Genomic DNA, 16,024 nt, shown 5'->3' on the forward strand with positions numbered 1-16,024 from the left:
CCCAGTCCAAAGGCCAGACCCTTTCATGAAGGTTCTTTCCATATTCGGCACACGCCCCGAAGCCATCAAAATGGCCCCGCTGGTGCAAGCCATCGAACGTGCACCAGCACTGAACAGCATCGTCTGCATCACTGGCCAGCACCGGGAAATGCTGGATCAGGTCACCACCCTGTTCGGTTTGCGGGCCGATCACGACTTGCAAGTCATGCTCCCCAACCAGACCCTGAACGGACTGTTCGGGCGCACCCTGGAGCGCCTGGACGCTGTCTTGACGGCCGAATCCCCCGATCTGGTGCTGGTGCACGGCGACACCACCACGGCATGCGCCGCCGCCATGGCCAGCTTTCACCGCCGCATCGCTGTCGGGCACGTCGAGGCGGGCCTGCGCACCGGCGATCTGAACCAACCTTTTCCCGAAGAAATGAATCGGCGGGTCATCGACGGCATCAGCCAATGGCTGTTTGCCCCCACGGCGCAGTCCGCCGCCAACCTGGCCCGGGAAAACACGCCCGGACAGGTGCTGGTGACCGGCAATACCGTCATCGACGCCCTGGCCTGGACCAGCGGCACCCTGGCCCCGGGATCGGAGCGGGATCTGGCGCTGCGCGCCAAGTATCCCTGGCTTGCGCCGGGCAAGCGGCTGATTCTGGTGACTGGTCATCGCCGAGAAAATTTCGGCCAGGGCTTCGACGGCATCTGCGCGGCGCTGACGGCGCTGGCGGCCCGCCAGGACGTGCAAATCGTCTACCCTGTCCATCTCAATCCCAAGGTGCGCGACACGGTCATGGCGCGTCTGGACGGGCGGCCCGCCATACGACTCATCGACCCGCTGTCCTATCTGGATTTTGTCTGGTTCATGCAACAAGCCTACATCATCCTGACCGATTCCGGCGGCGTCCAAGAAGAAGCGCCTTACCTGGGCAAGCCGGTGCTCGTCATGCGTGAAGTCACCGAGCGCCCGGAAGCCGTGCGCGCCGGGACGGTCGTCCTGGTGGGCACCGACCCGGCGCGCATCCAGTCCGAAGTCAACCGCCTGCTGGACGACGCGCCGCACCATGCCAGTTTCTGCCGCCGCATCAACCCGTATGGCGACGGCATGGCCAGCGCCCGCATTGTCTCCGCACTCATTGGCGAACCCGTCAATACATTCCAGCCGCCCAAACACGACTGACTCAATGACTGTCACATCCACTTTTTGATGGGAAAGCCATGCACGCATTTTCACGCCTTTTTGTCCCCCTCCAACAGCGCCTGGCCGCTGGCGCACTCATGGCTTGCGCCATTCTGGTAGCCGGCTCCGTTCAGGCCAGCCCGGCCGGCGAGGCCCTGGAAGCGATCCGGGAAAACATCTGGATCGACCGCGCCATCACGCTGCAAGACGTCGGCTTGCTTGAGCCGATCACCCTCAGCAGCAACGCTGCGCACCAGGAATTCTTCTTCCCCGTGCCGCGAACAGTCAAGCTGTCGGACGCCTACATTGATTTTCAAGGGGCCTATCTGAAGGGCACCGCGCGCACGATCAGCCTGGCGATGCTGGTGAATGGACAGCCGATGCAAGGGCTGCGGATCGACAATGACAGCGGTCAACTGGAAAACCGCCTGCCCGTGCCGGCCGGCCCTCACGGCAACGGTTTCGTGCGCCTGGGCATCGATTGGAGCTTCACCTCCGATTTGCAGGTCTGCGAGGCCGATAGCGCCCGAACCAATGCACTGACGATCGCAACGGATACGCAATTGCGTTACCGCTACGACCTGCACACCCCGCCATCGCTGGAATCCGCCTGGAACACCCTGCCGCATGACGTCATCCTGACCCTACCCGAGCGACAGCTGGATCGGGCGGCCTACGACAGCGCTTGGCGCCTGGGCGCAGCCCTGGAACGCAGCGGCCGCCAGGTGACGGTGCAAACCCTGCCCGGAACCGGTTCGCCGATACAGGTCGAAGACGTCCCCGTGCCGCCGGCATTGGCGGGCATCCCGGCCTTCGATGCCCTGCGCCAATCCGGCACCCTGACCATCGAGGACGACGCGCAACTTGCCGCGCTGCTGGTTCTGCAGGCGCGCGCCGTGGTGGGCGACGTCACACTGATCAGCCCGGCATTCATGGATCGCATCCAGGCCATGCTCTCGGCGCTGGAAGCCCAGTTGCAGGCGGATCCCGCCGCGCTTGCCCAATACCGGGCCTGGATGAAACAGCGCGTGCAACCGCCCTTCTCCGCCCAGGCGGCCAACCGCAACGTCACTGTGGCTTTGCTGGGATCAACCAGCGTGATCGCTGTGAAATCCGACGCGGGCGCTCAAGCGGCGGGCTTGTTCGATACCGCCTGGAAGGGCTTGTTGAAAACCGTCGGGCTGAACGCCATCCTGGCGCGCGCCCCCATGAACGACGACCGCCACAGCATCCCATTGGGCAACCTGGGCGGCGACTCGGCCAGCTTCAACGTCGTGGCCCAAGGAGACTGGTTCGCCAACTTTCCGCTGGGCGCCGTCGTGGCCAATGGCCGCATCCCGAGCCAATTGCGCATCGACGTTTCGGCCGCCCCCGGCGCATCCTCGACCCGGCCTGTGGCCTCTGTGTTCTGGAACGGCATCCTGCTATCCGCACAACGCCTGCAGGCGACCGGCCACCCGGAGCGCCTGCTTGCCCAAGTGCCCGAGTATGTCCTGGGCGTCAATAATTCAGTGCGGGTTTCTTTCCAGCGCCAGCCCGTGTCCGTAGATTGCAACGAGGTTCCCCAAGGATTCCCGGTGGACGTCCTGCCCACCAGCCACGTCATCCTGAAGCAAGGCGGTGATGACACCACCTTTACGGGCGTCCTGCCCAAGATGGCCGACGCCCCCGACCTGATCATCCCCGAGACATACCTGCGGCACGCCGCCGCCACACTGGCGCACGTCATCCGCCTGGCCAGCGCCAGTGCGCTGTCTCCCTGGAATACCCGTCTGATCGTGGCGAAAGACGGCGAGGCCATCGCGCCCGAACGCCCCTTCCTGTCGATGGAAGTCTCCATCGTCGGCGCAACCCCCCGCATCACGGTGGATCAGGATCATCTGCAAATCAACGGCAAGCCCACCGCCTGGCTGGACGTGGTCGGCCTGGACAATCTCAGCGCCGCCGAAGTCGCCAAAGCCGGGAAACACACCGGGATACTTTGGCATGCACTGGGCACGCAGGCCGATTCGGCCCAGCCGCCCTTCGTCCTGAACCGAGGTGATCTGGTCGTGATCGGCAACACGGGCCCCGCAGTCTGGATCGACAGCAGCAACCCATCGGCCAGCTTGCCGCCGGGCGCGGAAGGCAGCCCCTTCTTCGAATGGCGCAACTATCTGTCATGGGGCATTCCGGTCGGGGCGTTCATTCTGTTCCTGATCCTGCTGACCATGCTGATGGCGCATCGGGCGCGCGGCAAGCGGCGATCCGAATAGACAGACGGATGACGCCATGACGTCACTGTACTGGCCCTATCTGGTCGCCGACTACTATCACGGTGTCGAAATCGCCACTGCGATCGTCGGGGTGCTCATCCTGCTGTCGGGTCTGGACGACTTATTCATCGACCTCTGGTACTGGGCGCGCAGGATATACCGCCACTTCACTGTCCGGCGTAAATACGCGCCCCTGACAACCGAGCAGATCTGCGCCCACCCTGAACAGCCGCTGGCCATCATGGTGCCCGCCTGGCAAGAATTCGACGTCATTGCCGCCATGCTGGAAAACATGGTGTCCACCCTGGACTACAAGGAATACCGCATCTTCGTCGGCACCTACCGCAACGACGCCCGAACCATCCGCGAAGTTGAACGGATGCGGGTGCGATACCGGCACCTGGTGCGGGTGGAAGTGCCGCACGACGGCCCCACTTGCAAGGCGGACTGCCTGAACTGGGTGGTGCAGGCGATTTTTGCCCATGAAAAAAAGAATGGCCGCCCATACGCCGGCCTTATCCTGCACGACAGCGAAGATGTCCTGCACCCGCTGGAACTGAAATACTACAACTACCTGCTGCCGCGCATGGATTTCATCCAATTGCCGGTCACCTCGCTGGAACGCAAATGGTATGAAATGGTGGCGGGCACCTACATGGACGAATTCGCCGAATCCCACGCCAAGGATCTGGTCGTGCGCGAAAGCCTGGCCAGTGAAGTCCCCTCCGCGGGGGTGGGCACCTGTTTTTCACACCGGGCCATCACCGAGCTGGCTGCCCAGACCAACAACCAACCATTCAATTCCGACACCCTGACAGAAGACTACGACATTGGCGCTCGGCTGGGAAAAATGAACATGAAACAGATTTTCGCCCTGTTTCCTGTGGACTATGTGGTCAAACGCAGCTCGATGTTCCACCCCAATCTGGATCGCACGAAAGCCCTGTCCATGCCGCTGGGGGTACGCGAGTATTTCCCCAATACGTTTCGCACCGCCTATCGCCAGAAAGCGCGCTGGCTGCTGGGCATCGGATTCCAAGGATGGGAACAGGTCGGCTGGAAAGGCTCTCTGGGCGTCAAGTATCTGCTGTACCGAGACCGCAAAGCGCTGTTCACCTCGTTCGTGACCATGCTGGCCTATGTGCTGTTCGCCCATTTTCTGGTGTTTTTCACCCTGTTTGAAACCGGCTCCTGGACGCTGTACTACCCTTCCATGTTTTCTACCAACGGCTGGCTGGTGCCCGTCATGGTGGCCAACGCCATTGTCTTGCTGCTGCGCATGGCTCAACGCTGCTATTTCGTCCACGCCATTTACGGCTGGGAGCACGCCATGCTGTCCATCCCCCGGTTGATCGTCGGGAATTTCGTCAACGCCATGGCGGCGGCACGCGCCTGGCGCCTATATATCGGGCACCTGATCACCGGCAAGCGATTGGCCTGGGACAAGACCATGCACGATTTCCCCTCTACCGACCAACTGATCGCCCAGCGCCAGCTGTTGGGCGATCTGCTGGTGTCCTGGCAGGCCATCGACAGTGAAAAGCTGAACCAGGCCCTGGACATCCAGGCCCGGGAAGGCCGCCGACTGGGCGAAATCCTCACGGAAAAGGGCTGGCTGGACCACGATACGCTGGATGAAGCCGTCCGTTTCCAGCAAGCAGGAGCCGAAACATGAAGCGGGCCTTTATCGGCTTCCTGGCAGCGCTGGCATGCCTGGCGGCGATCCAGACGCCTTCCCCCGCGCGGGCTCAAACCGCCGCGCCCGCAGCGCCGGATCCCGCCGCGGCGAAAGACGAAGCCTGGTCGCTGGCGGATCAAGCCTTCAAAGCCTACGATCGAAAGGCCTTTCAACAGGCAGCCGATCTGGCGCACCGATCCCTCCAACTGCAACCGGACAATGCGCAAATCTGGCTGCTGCAAGTGTACGGCCTGCAAAACGCCGGAAAAATCAAAGCGGCCCTGGATGTCACGAACGACGCCCTGGCCCGGGGACATCGCACCGACGGTCTTCTGGCCGCCAAAAAGAATCTCGAAGCACTCCTCAATCCGGCCCGGGCGCCACAGGCGCAAAAAACAGCCGGAACCATGTCCTCGCCCGCTTACCAAACGGGTGCCGCCGCCTACAAAGCCTACGAGGCAGGCCAATACGACGTGGCGGAAAGCCGCGCCCGGCAATCCCTGCGCCTGAAACCGGGAAACCCCGGCCTGCAAGGCCTGCTGGTCTACGCGCTGGAGCGCCAGGGCAAGGCAAAGGAAGCCGCCGCCGCCGCGGATGCCGCCATCCGTCTGGCCCCGGAAGACCAGGCGCTCAGGGCCTTGCGAGACCGGATGCACCGCTTGCTGGCCCCCGAGCCCGCGCGCCAAGCCTGGCAAGCCTACCAGGACGGCAACTACCCCCTGGCGGCGCGCAACGCCCGTGCCGCCGTCCAGGAAGCGCCGGATATCCAAAGCTATTCCTACCTGCTGATCGGCGCTCTGCTCAAAGAAGGCAACTTCACGGCCGCGTTGGATGCCGCCGATCATGCGCTCAACCAGGACGACGAAAACGCGATGTCGCTTGCGCTGCAAGGGTTCACCCTGATGCAGTTGGGACGCGCGGCCGAAGCGCGCACCGCCCTGGATCGCGCCACTGCGGCGGACTGGCTGACCCCGCAGGAAACCTCGACCATCAAGAAAATCGCGGCGGATACTTTGCGCAATCGCAACGGCCCGGCCGCCGGTCGGGTGCCGGGCGTGTTTTGCACGGAAAACGGTGGGGACGTCCTGTGCGGCCTGCTGCCTGCGGGTTTTACCGCCGCCGGTGGCGGGCCAGGCTACGAAGCCGCATCCCGCGCCTATGCCGCACTGGCCCTGCAGCACTACCAGGAAGCGGTGCAGGCCGCCCACGAAGCCAGCCAGGCCGAACCCGACAACATCGCCTACCGCCTGCTGGAAAGCAATGCCCTCGGTCTCGCCGGGCACACATCCCGGGCACGCGACCTATACCAAGCCATCGCCGCAGATCAAGTCCCGCCGGAAAGCCTGCTGGGCGCGGCATACAGCGCCCTGAGACTGTCCGAGAACGAGCAAGCCAAGCATTGGTTCATGCAAACCATCGACGCGGCGCAGACGGGCGAAATCGAGCTGGCACCCCAGCAGCAGTTCAACATCAGACAGGCGGTGTCGGATCTCGACCGCAGCTGGGGGGTCAACCTGGCCCTGGGCTACGGCACGGTCGGCGTGATGGATCCAAGTTTCGCACCCTCGCTCAACGACCGCAAAACCCTGCAGTCATCAGAGGAAATATACTGGCGCCCCCCCGTGATCGGCAACCGCGACGGCAGCACATTCGAAGTCTATGCCCGCCTGAACCAGGCCCTGTACGACGGGACGGGCGGCGCGACCGGATGGTCCACCTCGCAAGGCACCGTGGGCGCCCGCTGGAAGCCATTCAAGCGAGAGAATTTCGTGTTTGCCGTCGAACGCCTGTTCCCGGTGGGAACCTACAGCCGATCCGACACCTTGCTGCGGGCGGCCTGGTCCGCAGGCACAGGCGGCGGCCTGCGGGTGGACGAGGCGCACTGGCCTTATTGGTCCATCTACGCCGAAGGCGATTATTTCGTCGAAAACCCCCAGACGCTGGGCACACTGGAAGCCCGGTATGGCCGGGCGTACCGGATGGACGGACTGTCCGGGAATCTGGTCGTCACCCCCTATCTTGCCGCCAATGCGGGCTACGACGATCTGCTGGCCGACCGGCTCACCGTCGGGGCCGGGCCGGGCATGATGATCCGACAATGGTTCAGGGAAGACACCCACCACGCGCCACGCTCGTTTGTGGATTTCACCGTACAGTACCGATTCAAGCTTCTGGGCGGGGATCGGTCGGAAGGCATATTCGCCGGCATCTATTTTGCCTACTGAGGTTTGCATGAAAAACGACATGATTCACCGCATCCATACCCACGCGCTGAAAGCGTCGCTGACAGCCGCCTGTGCGCTGCTGGTCACAGGCGCCGGCTTTACCCAGGCGGCGCCGGCGGACGACATGGCGCGGCTCTATGCCTTGCCCCCCGCCGGATCGGTCTATGTCCGCGTCGTCAATGCCACGCGCCACGCCCTCGATATCTCGATGGCCGGACAGGCGGACATCCAACTGCCCCCCGACCGGGAACCCCTGGTTTCCGCATACTACCCGATCCCTGGCGACCAGCCCTATTCCCTGACCGCCAATCAGCAGGCCCTCTCCGTCGACCCGGCCCCACCCGGCGCAGGCTTTGTGTCCCTGCTTGTCCTGGCGGACGGAGAAAACGGCCTGCGGGCCCAAGCCATCGTGGATAAAGGCGTCGCCGCGGACGGCTTGAAGGCCGAACTGGCCATCTACAACCTCATCCCCGGATGCACTGCCGAAATCTCGCTGGAAAGCGGGCAAGCGGTCTTTACCGACGTTGCTTTTCAAGGCAGACAGGCACGGGCCATCAACCCCATCCGCACGGGCCTGACAGGTGCCTGCGGGGCGGAACAATCCCCCGTTTTCATCCTGCCGGAATTAAAGGGCGGCGACCACTTCAGCCTATTCTTGCTGGGCGACTCCCACTCGCCCATCCTCGCCGGCGCCCTGAACCAAGTGATGCCGTCCGGCCAGTAATGCAGCTCTTTTCCCTACAGGATTAGCACAATGATGATTCACCAACTCAAGAAATGGTTATCCTTGGCGGCCCTTTCCGCAGGTCTCGCGGCCGCGCCGTCGGCGTATGCCCAGGCAGTCCTGGTCGGCCAGGATTCATGGCTATTCTACGGTCACGACAATATGACGGAGGCGGGTCAAAACGAAATCAGCCAGTCGGTGAACCTGATGAAATCGGCCGCCGACGCCCTGCAGGCCAAGGACATTGGCCTGGTGATTCTGGTGGCGCCCATGAAAGCCCGGTTCCACGAAGACAAACTGCCCGCCGGAACCGCCATCGCGGCAGGCGTGAAAGACCGCTACACGAAAATCATCGGCAACCTCGGCGCAGCAGGTTTGTCGGCGCCCGATCTCATGCCCCCGCTGCAACAAGTCCAGCAGGACGGACAAACCGCCTTTCTGCAAAAAGACTCGCACTGGACCGCCTGGAGCGCCGAGGCGGCAGCCGCCGAAACAGCCAAAGTCATCCTGGGAAAATGGACCCTCCAAGGCAATGCCGGGTCGGGCCAGACACTGGGTGCCTGGACCAAAGAACGCCGTTTCTCCGATTTTGCCCAGTTGATGACTGCGGATCAACGTAAAAAAGTGGGGCCGCAGATATACGTCGTCCGCACGGCCGGCACGCAACCGAACGGCTTGCTCGATACCCAGCAAGCGCCGGTTCACGTCATCGGCAACAGCTTCGCGCAGCCTTATCTCGGATTTACCCAAGCCCTGTCCGCCGATCTGGATCGTCCCGTGGGCCTGACCTGGAAATACGGAAACTTCGGGCCCTGGGCCGTGTTCCTGGAATACCTGGAATCGCCCGAGTTCAAGCAGGCGCCGCCCCAGGTCATCGTCTGGCAGTTGAATGAAACACAGATGCTGTACGGCCCCGATGCCAGCGGGCAATGGGACGCCAGTTCTCTGATGTCGCCCGCCGCATGGCGCGACCGGGTCAAGAACGCCCTGCGGCAATAACGCCGCATGTCCGATGCCATGACGACCCCGCCGAATCCCGCGCCATCGGGGCAACAGGCCGCGCACAGGCGGGTTTCCCTGTGCTTCCTGCTCCTGATCCTGTGTGGCTTCGTCTACGGCGTCTACCAGGTGTCTGGTCAACGGCTGCTTGCCCAAGGGGCCGCTGCCTGGCTTGATGGCACGGCGGAAAAACAGCTGGATGACCGGCTGCGGCTGCCCGGCTACGACACATTCCAGACTTGGGATGCCGCATGGCGCTATCGCGTTCTCGGCCAGTTGGGGCCGCAGGTGCAACAGGGCTGCCCGGGCTGGCTGTTCTACACCGACGGGCTGCGTTCGCCGCTGGGCGATCCGCGGCAAGCCCTGGCGCAGCGTATCCGGCTCATGCAATCGCTGGCGGAACGCCTGCGCGCGGCAGGGATCGGTCTCTTGGTGGTCGCCGTACCCGACAAGTCACGGATTCTGCACCGGCAATTGTGCGGGCTTCACCGCCCGCCCGGCACCGAGGCCATCCTGCCCCTTTGGAGCCAGGCCGTCATGGCGCAAGGCATTCCCTACGCGCCGCTGACCGATGTCCTGGGCACGGAACCCGCCGACAGCTACTACAGGACGGACGTCCACATGACGCAGGCCGGCGCCGCCCGAGCGGCCCGGGCGGTGGCGGCCCAGGCCCGACCGCTGGCGGGCGGCCAGGGCGATACCGCCTATCGGATCACGCAGGCGCCGCATCCCGAACCCCGCGTGGGCGATTTATTGACGCTCGCGGGCCTGGCCGACGCCCCCGATGGCTGGCGGCCCGCGCCCGACTGGTACACCCCGGAAACCTTTGCCCTCGCGGATGCCGGCGGCGGCCTGCTGGCGGACGACCCACCGATCCGCATCCTGCTGGCCGGCAGCTCGAATTCACGGCGCAGCAATTTCGCGGAACAACTCAGCCGCGACCTGGGCCAGCCGATCTGGAACCTGAGCCGCGATGGCGGGAAATTCGCCGATGCCCTGGCCGCTGCCCTGAAAGACCAGGCGGAGTGGCCAGAAAGCCTGGAACTGGTCATCTGGGAAATGTCGGAAATGTCCCTGTACGCGCCCCTGACCGAGGACGAAAAAACCGCCCTTGCAAATCCATGATTTCCAAGAACATCCGTATGACAAGCCGAACCGATGATGCTGAAATTTGATTGGTTGCCAAAATCCGGCACCTGGAGCCGGGATCTGAACGCCGTCTTCACGCGTCAGCCGCCGGCGTGGGCCGACCTGATCCGCCTGGCCAATGAAGACCTGGATTTCATCCAGATTGCGCGCTTCGACAAGAAACTGTCCGCCGCGTTTTCGCACCGGGCCCCTGACGATTCCCCGCCCGCCATCAAGATCGCGCTGTTGGGAAGCGCCACGCTGGAACACCTGATCCCGGGCCTGCGCGTTGGCGCCGTGCGCAATGGGTTCTGGCCTGAGTTCTACACGCCGGCCTATGGCCAATACGTCCAGGAAACGCTGGACGCGACATCGGGTCTGCACCAGTTCAGGCCCGACGCCGTGATTTGCGCCTTGGATCACTTCCATCTGCTGGGCGACGACACCACCGCCCTCACCCCCCAGGCGGCCGATGACCGGCTGCAAGAGGCCCTGGACACCTTGCGCATGCTCTGGCAAAAAGCCCATGAACAATTCGGCGCTCAAGTGATCCAGCAGGCTTTTCTACCGACGCCGGCGCCCCTGATGGGGAACAACGAACACCTGATGAGCAATTCGGCTTTATGGCTTGTCAAACGCTTGAACCGGCTGATCCGGGAATCCGCGCCCACGCACGGCGTCGATGTGCTTGCGCTGGACATGCTGGCCGAACGCGACGGCCTGGCGGCCTGGCACGACATCCGCCTATGGCATCGGGCCAAACAATATGTCACCCCCCTGGCGGGCCCTTGCTACGGAGAGCACGCTGCCCGCCTGATCAGGGCGCGGCGTGGCGGCAGTGCCAAGTGCCTGGTGCTGGATCTGGACAACACCCTGTGGGGCGGCGTCATCGGGGATGACGGGCTGGCGGGCATCGTGCTGGGACAAGGGTCGGCCGAAGGCGAGGCTTACCTGGCTTTTCAACGCTACGTCCAGGCGCTGTCGCGCAGAGGCGTCATTCTGGCCGTGTGTTCCAAAAACGACATGACCAATGCCGTGCAGCCGTTCAAGTCCCATCCCGACATGCTGTTGCGATTGGAAGACATCGCCTGCTTCGTCGCCAACTGGCAGGACAAAGCCACAAATCTGCGGCATATCGCCAAAACACTGAACATCGGCGTGGATTCTCTGGTGTTCGTCGATGACAACCCATTTGAACGCAACCTGGTTCGGCAGGCGCTGCCCATGGTTCGCGTGCCCGAACTGCCGGAAGACCCTTCTTTTTATGTCGACACCGTGGCCCGGTCGGGCTATTTCGAAAGCGTGACCTTGACCCAGGAGGATCTCCAGCGCGCAGTCCAATACCAGGCCAACCTGCAGCGCGCCGCGCTGCTTGAAAGCCAGACCGACCTGGGCGCCTACCTGAACAGCCTGGACATGGTGCTCGAATGGAGCCGTTTCAATCCGACCAATCTGCCGAGAATCGTCCAGCTGATCCACAAGTCCAATCAGTTCAACCTGACGACCCGCCGCCATACGGAGGAAGACATCGACTCGATGATGCGGGCCGGCCAGGGGGCCTTGCTGAGTCTGCGCCTGGTCGACCGTTTCGGCGACAACGGCATCATCGCTGTCGTCATGGCGCTGCCCGATCGCACGCACGCCGATCTGCCGGACGCCTGGCGCATCGACACCTGGCTGATGAGTTGCCGGGTACTGGGCCGTCAGGTAGAACGCGCGACGCTGCGCGTGCTGATCCAGCTGGCCCGGGCCGCCGGCATGAAATACCTGATTGGCGAATATCTGCCCACCGCCAAAAACGGCATGGTTGCCAGCCACTACAAAGACCTGGGCTTCGACCGCATCCGGGAAACCGACGGCACGGCCACGCAATGGTGCCTGCCCCTGGAAAAATTCAACGACGGCCCCGTGCCGATGACCATCAAGGAGTCAACATGAACGACCAAGAAATTCTTGCCGCACTGAACGATATTTTCCGCGACGTGCTGGACGACGATGACATCCGCATCACCGAGAACAGCAGCGCCGCGGACTACGATTCATGGGACTCCCTGGCCAACGTCAATCTGATCGTGGCCGCGGAAATGCGCTTTGGCGTGCGTTTTCGCACCTCGGAGGTCGAAGGGCTGCGCAACGTCGGCGAATTGATCGCCCTGATCAAGAAGCAACTGCTTGCCAAGGGATGATCATGCCGGTTGGTCGAACGCACCGGGCACCCCGGCATGCTTTTTAACTCACTGCCATTCCTGCTGCTTTTCCTGCCCATCTCGCTGGGCGGGTATTATTTGGCCGGGCATATCCGGCCATCCTGGGCAGCGGCATGGCTTTGCATCGCCTCATTGATTTTCTACGGCTGGTGGAACCCGGCCTTCGTCCTGCTGCTGCTGTTGTCGATCTTGTTCAATTACGGCATCGGGCGGCTGATATTGGCGACGGAAGACCATCCCCGGCGGCAGCTGGCCATCCTGGTGACAGGGGTCGTCGTCAACCTGGGCGTGTTGTTCTACTACAAGTACATGATGGCGGTGCTCTCCGTCCTGTCGGGATACGGCCTGGTCACTCACGGCGCGCACAGCATCATCCTGCCCCTCGGCATTTCGTTTTTCACATTTACCCAGCTGGGTTTCCTGCTGGACTGCCGGGCCGGCGTCGTCCGGGAGAAAAGCTTCGTCAGCTACGTCCTGTTCGTCACATTTTTTCCTCACCTGATTGCCGGCCCGATCCTGCACCACAAAGAGATGATGCCGCAATTCGCGGACGCCAGGATCTACCGGTTCAACCCGGAAAACATCTCCGTCGGCATGACCCTGTTCGTCATCGGACTGGCCAAGAAAGTCCTGATCGCGGACAACGTCGCGCCCTGGGCCGAGGCCGGCTTCGACGCCCCCGCCAATTTGCAGTTCCTGGCCGCCTGGGGGGTTGCCCTGGCCTATGCGCTGCAGTTGTATTTCGATTTTTCCGGGTATTCCGACATGGCCATGGGCCTGGGGAAAATGTTCGGCATCCGTTTTCCGCTTAATTTCAATTCGCCCTACAAGTCCACCGGCATCATCGAGTTCTGGACGAGATTCCACATGACGTTGACCCGCTACCTGACCGCCTACATTTACAACCCGGTGGCCATGGCAGTCACCAGGGCGCGCGCCGGCAAAGGGCTTGCCGTCGGCAAGAAGGGCCTCAAGACGCCCAGGGGCTTCTCCGAGATGGTTCTGTTTCCCACCTTGTTCACGATGGGCCTGGCTGGCGTATGGCACGGGGCCGGGCTGCAGTTTCTGATTTTCGGCCTGCTGCATGGATTCTACCTGTGCGTGAACCACGCCTGGCGCCAGTTCGGCCCCAAGCGCGCCACGGCGGCGGCCGGCTGGTCGCGCGCAGCCTATGTGGGGCTGACTTTCTTATGCGCGGTCGTGGCCCTGTTATTCTTTCGCGCCGACAGCGCTGGCGATGCCTGGGCCCTGGTTCAGGGCATGATGGGCCTCAACGGGATAGAGCCATGGGCGCCGCTGCTGCATCCGATTCAGCTCATGCTGCACCCCGCCGCAGGCTGGAGCAACCTGGATTTGGTGCATTTGCTGCTGGAACGATGGGCCCAGGGTTTCGTGATCGCCACGTTGCTGCTGATCGTCTGGTTCGCGCCAAACTCCGTACAACTGCTGGGGGCTTATTCGCCCGCCCTGGAAGGCGAAATCCCCGGCGCCGCGCGCTGGCTGCGCTGGCGGCCTTCGGCCGCGTGGCTGCTGCCGACCCTGACCATCCTGATCTATGCCGCGTTCAACCTGCATACCACCGCGCGGTTCCTGTATTTTCAGTTTTAGCGAGCCCCTATGACAAGCATGCCTGCCGAGACATCCCTGCAAAGCCTTGAGTGCGCTTTTCACCACATCGGGATTGCCTGCAAAAACCTCGACCGCGAGCAACTGGTCTGGGAACAACTGGGTTATAGCCAGGAATCCCCGGAATTCACAGATCCCATCCAGAACATCACAGGGCGATTCCTGACAGGTCCAGGCCCCCGTCTGGAACTTCTGGCCGCCGCCGGAGAAAACTCTCCAGTGGACGGCTTTCTCAAGCGGCGAACCAAGATGTACCACCAGGCGTTCACCACCCCGCGGTTCGACGCCGCCCTGACTGCGCTGGAATCCACCGGCGCCCGCAGGACAGCCGACCCGGCGCCCGCCATCGCATTCGGCGGCCGCCGCATCGTATTCCTGCTGCTGCCGAATGGCAACCTCATTGAAATCATCGAATCGCCGTCAGACGGCATACGAACAACGTAATGCCTTCCAGTGGGCGCGCAGCGTCCTGGCCGCTTCTGTCTCGTCGGTCAGCCAGGGATAAGCGGCAAAGGCAATCATCCGGCGAGCGCCAGATGCCTCGAAGCGGCATATCTGTTGCCGGATTCTGTCCGGCGGGGCGGTAACCGCGCTGAAGTCGCCGGCGTCCAGACTGGCGGGCCGCTGCTGCTGGAATAGCTCGACGATCAGATCGAATTCGACCTTCCGCGATTGCAGCAATAGCCGCAGCCGATCCAGTTCGTCCAGATCGGGCTGGCCGTAGACACCCGCCCCATCCTGGATCAATGGACGAACCTGGGCACCGCCCTGAAAAATGCCATCCCAGACGGCGGCCAGCGTCTGCGAAGTCTCCAATTGGCTGCAATAGGTGGAAATAGACGGCATCATGCGGCTGTTTCGCCACAGAACGGCTGCCAAAGCCTTCAGCCAATCGGCCAGCAGCCGTACTTTCCGCCCACTGTCCCAGCTATATTGCTCGATTTCGTAAGGGATGTACCACCCCCCGAAAGCAGGGTGACCGGCCCAGGCCACCCGCTGGGTCAGTGCGCCGGCATCCGCCACTGTCTGTGCGCAAAACCGAAGGATGTCCGGCAGACTGTCGCTGCCCAGCAGCTTTTGCCAGCGATCGTCGTGCGGCAAGCCGATGACCAGCGTCATCCCCAGCTGCTGTGCCATATCCAGCAGGTCTTGCACGGTTTGATCCGATAAAACCCAATCATCCGCGCCATGCGTCCATCCCAGCCACTGGATATAGATTTGCCGAAACCCAAGCTGCCGGATATCCACGACAATCTTGCGCCAGTCTTCGCTCCGCATCCGCAGGTGCGCCTTCCAGGGCTGAAAAAAAGTGGCGGCCCACGAAGCACCCGCCGCGCAGCCCCCAACCAGACCGCCGCCGGCCATCAGGGCGGCAATCAGCAATTGGCGACGCACCGGGCTTGCAGGACGTCTTGCCATGAGATGGAGCGGCCCTGACGCTAGGATCGGCTGCGGATTTCGGGCCAGGCTTTTTTCAGGTAATAGCACATGGACCAGACGGTCAGGATGGCGGCCACCACGATCAGGACAGCGCCCACCCAGCGGATGGGCAGCCCTTGAATCGGCTGCCAGTACAGCAAGCAGGGAATGGCGATCATCTGGGCGGCGGTCTTGAACTTGCCCAGGCGATGCACGGCCACGCTGCTGGAAGCCCCGATTTTCGCCATCCATTCGCGCAACGCCGAGATCGTGAGCTCGCGCCCGATGATGACCAGGGCGATCAGCATATCCACCCGCCCCAGGTTCAGCAGGATCAGCAAGGCGGCCACGACCATCAGTTTGTCGGCCACCGGATCCAGGAAGGCGCCGAAGGCCGAGGTCTGATTCCAGCGGCGGGCTAGGTAGCCGTCGAACCAGTCGGTGACGGCGGCGATGATGAAGGCAATGGCCGCCGCGCAATCGCGCCAGCCGGAGGCCGTCCAGGCGTCCGGCAGATAGTACAGGCACACCAGCAAGGGGATCATGGCGATGCGCAGCCATGTCAGGGCGATCGGGATATTGAACGGCATAA

At 62.9% G+C, this 16,024-nt stretch carries 13 protein-coding genes; 11 read left to right on the plus strand and 2 right to left on the minus strand.

The annotated features are described in order from the left end of the window. Positions 1–25: 25 nt before the first annotated feature. The 11 genes from wecB (at position 26) to ACMHYJ_RS11845 (ending at position 14,457) form a co-directional block, all read left to right on the plus strand. The gene (gene wecB / locus ACMHYJ_RS11795; protein ID WP_414246368.1) at positions 26–1,171 is read left to right on the plus strand and encodes a non-hydrolyzing UDP-N-acetylglucosamine 2-epimerase; all 1,146 of its coding nucleotides are present in this window, start codon (positions 26–28) and stop codon (positions 1,169–1,171) included. Positions 1,172–1,269: 98 nt separating this feature from the next. Continuing rightward, positions 1,270–3,426, plus strand: coding sequence for a hypothetical protein (locus tag ACMHYJ_RS11800; RefSeq protein WP_414246369.1), 2,157 nt, complete (start codon positions 1,270–1,272; stop codon positions 3,424–3,426). Positions 3,427–3,442: 16 nt separating this feature from the next. Continuing rightward, positions 3,443–5,101 carry a glycosyl transferase family protein gene (locus ACMHYJ_RS11805; RefSeq protein ID WP_414246370.1) on the plus strand — a complete coding sequence of 553 codons (1,659 nt, stop codon included), beginning with the start codon at positions 3,443–3,445 and terminating at the stop codon, positions 5,099–5,101. Next, complete coding sequence (locus ACMHYJ_RS11810) at positions 5,098–7,329, plus strand: NfrA family protein (protein WP_414246371.1); 2,232 nt, start codon at positions 5,098–5,100, stop codon at positions 7,327–7,329. The genes ACMHYJ_RS11805 and ACMHYJ_RS11810 overlap by 4 nt, the downstream gene beginning before the upstream one ends. Before the next feature lie 19 nt (positions 7,330–7,348). Continuing rightward, positions 7,349–8,053 (plus strand): hypothetical protein, encoded by a 705-nt coding sequence (locus ACMHYJ_RS11815; protein WP_414246372.1) that lies wholly within the window; start codon positions 7,349–7,351, stop codon positions 8,051–8,053. A gap of 30 nt (positions 8,054–8,083) precedes the next feature. Then, positions 8,084–9,052, plus strand: a complete 969-nt coding sequence (locus ACMHYJ_RS11820) for an alginate O-acetyltransferase AlgX-related protein (RefSeq protein ID WP_414246373.1) — start codon at positions 8,084–8,086, stop codon at positions 9,050–9,052. 18 nt (positions 9,053–9,070) lie between these two features. After that, a complete protein-coding gene (locus tag ACMHYJ_RS11825; RefSeq protein ID WP_414246374.1) occupies positions 9,071–10,177 on the plus strand; it encodes an alginate O-acetyltransferase AlgX-related protein in 1,107 nt (368 codons plus the stop codon). 33 nt (positions 10,178–10,210) lie between these two features. After that, positions 10,211–12,118, plus strand: a complete 1,908-nt coding sequence (locus ACMHYJ_RS11830; RefSeq protein ID WP_414246375.1) for an HAD-IIIC family phosphatase — start codon at positions 10,211–10,213, stop codon at positions 12,116–12,118. Next, positions 12,115–12,366 carry an acyl carrier protein gene (locus ACMHYJ_RS11835; RefSeq protein ID WP_414246376.1) on the plus strand — a complete coding sequence of 84 codons (252 nt, stop codon included), beginning with the start codon at positions 12,115–12,117 and terminating at the stop codon, positions 12,364–12,366. Before ACMHYJ_RS11830 ends, ACMHYJ_RS11835 begins: the two co-directional genes overlap by 4 nt. A 36-nt stretch (positions 12,367–12,402) precedes the next feature. Continuing rightward, positions 12,403–13,995, plus strand: a complete 1,593-nt coding sequence (locus ACMHYJ_RS11840) for an MBOAT family O-acyltransferase (RefSeq protein WP_414246377.1) — start codon at positions 12,403–12,405, stop codon at positions 13,993–13,995. A gap of 9 nt (positions 13,996–14,004) precedes the next feature. Next, the gene (locus tag ACMHYJ_RS11845; RefSeq protein ID WP_414246378.1) at positions 14,005–14,457 is read left to right on the plus strand and encodes a VOC family protein; all 453 of its coding nucleotides are present in this window, start codon (positions 14,005–14,007) and stop codon (positions 14,455–14,457) included. Here the strand turns inward: ACMHYJ_RS11845 and ACMHYJ_RS11850 are convergent. Both ACMHYJ_RS11850 and pgsA read right to left on the minus strand, forming a co-directional pair. Then, positions 14,434–15,432, minus strand: a complete 999-nt coding sequence (locus tag ACMHYJ_RS11850; protein WP_414246379.1) for a DUF4434 domain-containing protein — start codon at positions 15,430–15,432, stop codon at positions 14,434–14,436. The genes ACMHYJ_RS11845 and ACMHYJ_RS11850 overlap by 24 nt on opposite strands. A gap of 20 nt (positions 15,433–15,452) precedes the next feature. Beyond that, on the minus strand, positions 15,453–16,022 hold the full coding sequence (pgsA, locus tag ACMHYJ_RS11855) for a CDP-diacylglycerol--glycerol-3-phosphate 3-phosphatidyltransferase (protein ID WP_414246380.1): 570 nt from the start codon (positions 16,020–16,022) through the stop codon (positions 15,453–15,455). Between the last annotated feature and the right edge of the window lie 2 nt (positions 16,023–16,024).

The sequence above is a fragment of the Castellaniella hirudinis genome, assembly GCF_047468865.1.
GTDB lineage: Bacteria > Pseudomonadota > Gammaproteobacteria > Burkholderiales > Burkholderiaceae_B > Castellaniella > Castellaniella hirudinis_A.

Coding starts and splice junctions, on each gene's coding strand:
- ACMHYJ_RS11850 (WP_414246379.1), bottom strand. CDS start 15,432: ATGGCAAGACGTCCTGCAAGCCCGGTGCGTCGCCAATTGCTGATTGCC.
- ACMHYJ_RS11845 (WP_414246378.1), top strand. CDS start 14,005: ATGACAAGCATGCCTGCCGAGACATCCCTGCAAAGCCTTGAGTGCGCT.
- ACMHYJ_RS11820 (WP_414246373.1), top strand. CDS start 8,084: ATGATGATTCACCAACTCAAGAAATGGTTATCCTTGGCGGCCCTTTCC.
- ACMHYJ_RS11810 (WP_414246371.1), top strand. CDS start 5,098: ATGAAGCGGGCCTTTATCGGCTTCCTGGCAGCGCTGGCATGCCTGGCG.
- ACMHYJ_RS11825 (WP_414246374.1), top strand. CDS start 9,071: ATGACGACCCCGCCGAATCCCGCGCCATCGGGGCAACAGGCCGCGCAC.
- ACMHYJ_RS11840 (WP_414246377.1), top strand. CDS start 12,403: ATGCTTTTTAACTCACTGCCATTCCTGCTGCTTTTCCTGCCCATCTCG.
- ACMHYJ_RS11805 (WP_414246370.1), top strand. CDS start 3,443: ATGACGTCACTGTACTGGCCCTATCTGGTCGCCGACTACTATCACGGT.
- ACMHYJ_RS11830 (WP_414246375.1), top strand. CDS start 10,211: ATGATGCTGAAATTTGATTGGTTGCCAAAATCCGGCACCTGGAGCCGG.
- ACMHYJ_RS11815 (WP_414246372.1), top strand. CDS start 7,349: ATGATTCACCGCATCCATACCCACGCGCTGAAAGCGTCGCTGACAGCC.
- pgsA (WP_414246380.1), bottom strand. CDS start 16,022: ATGCCGTTCAATATCCCGATCGCCCTGACATGGCTGCGCATCGCCATG.
- ACMHYJ_RS11835 (WP_414246376.1), top strand. CDS start 12,115: ATGAACGACCAAGAAATTCTTGCCGCACTGAACGATATTTTCCGCGAC.
- ACMHYJ_RS11800 (WP_414246369.1), top strand. CDS start 1,270: ATGGCTTGCGCCATTCTGGTAGCCGGCTCCGTTCAGGCCAGCCCGGCC.
- wecB (WP_414246368.1), top strand. CDS start 26: ATGAAGGTTCTTTCCATATTCGGCACACGCCCCGAAGCCATCAAAATG.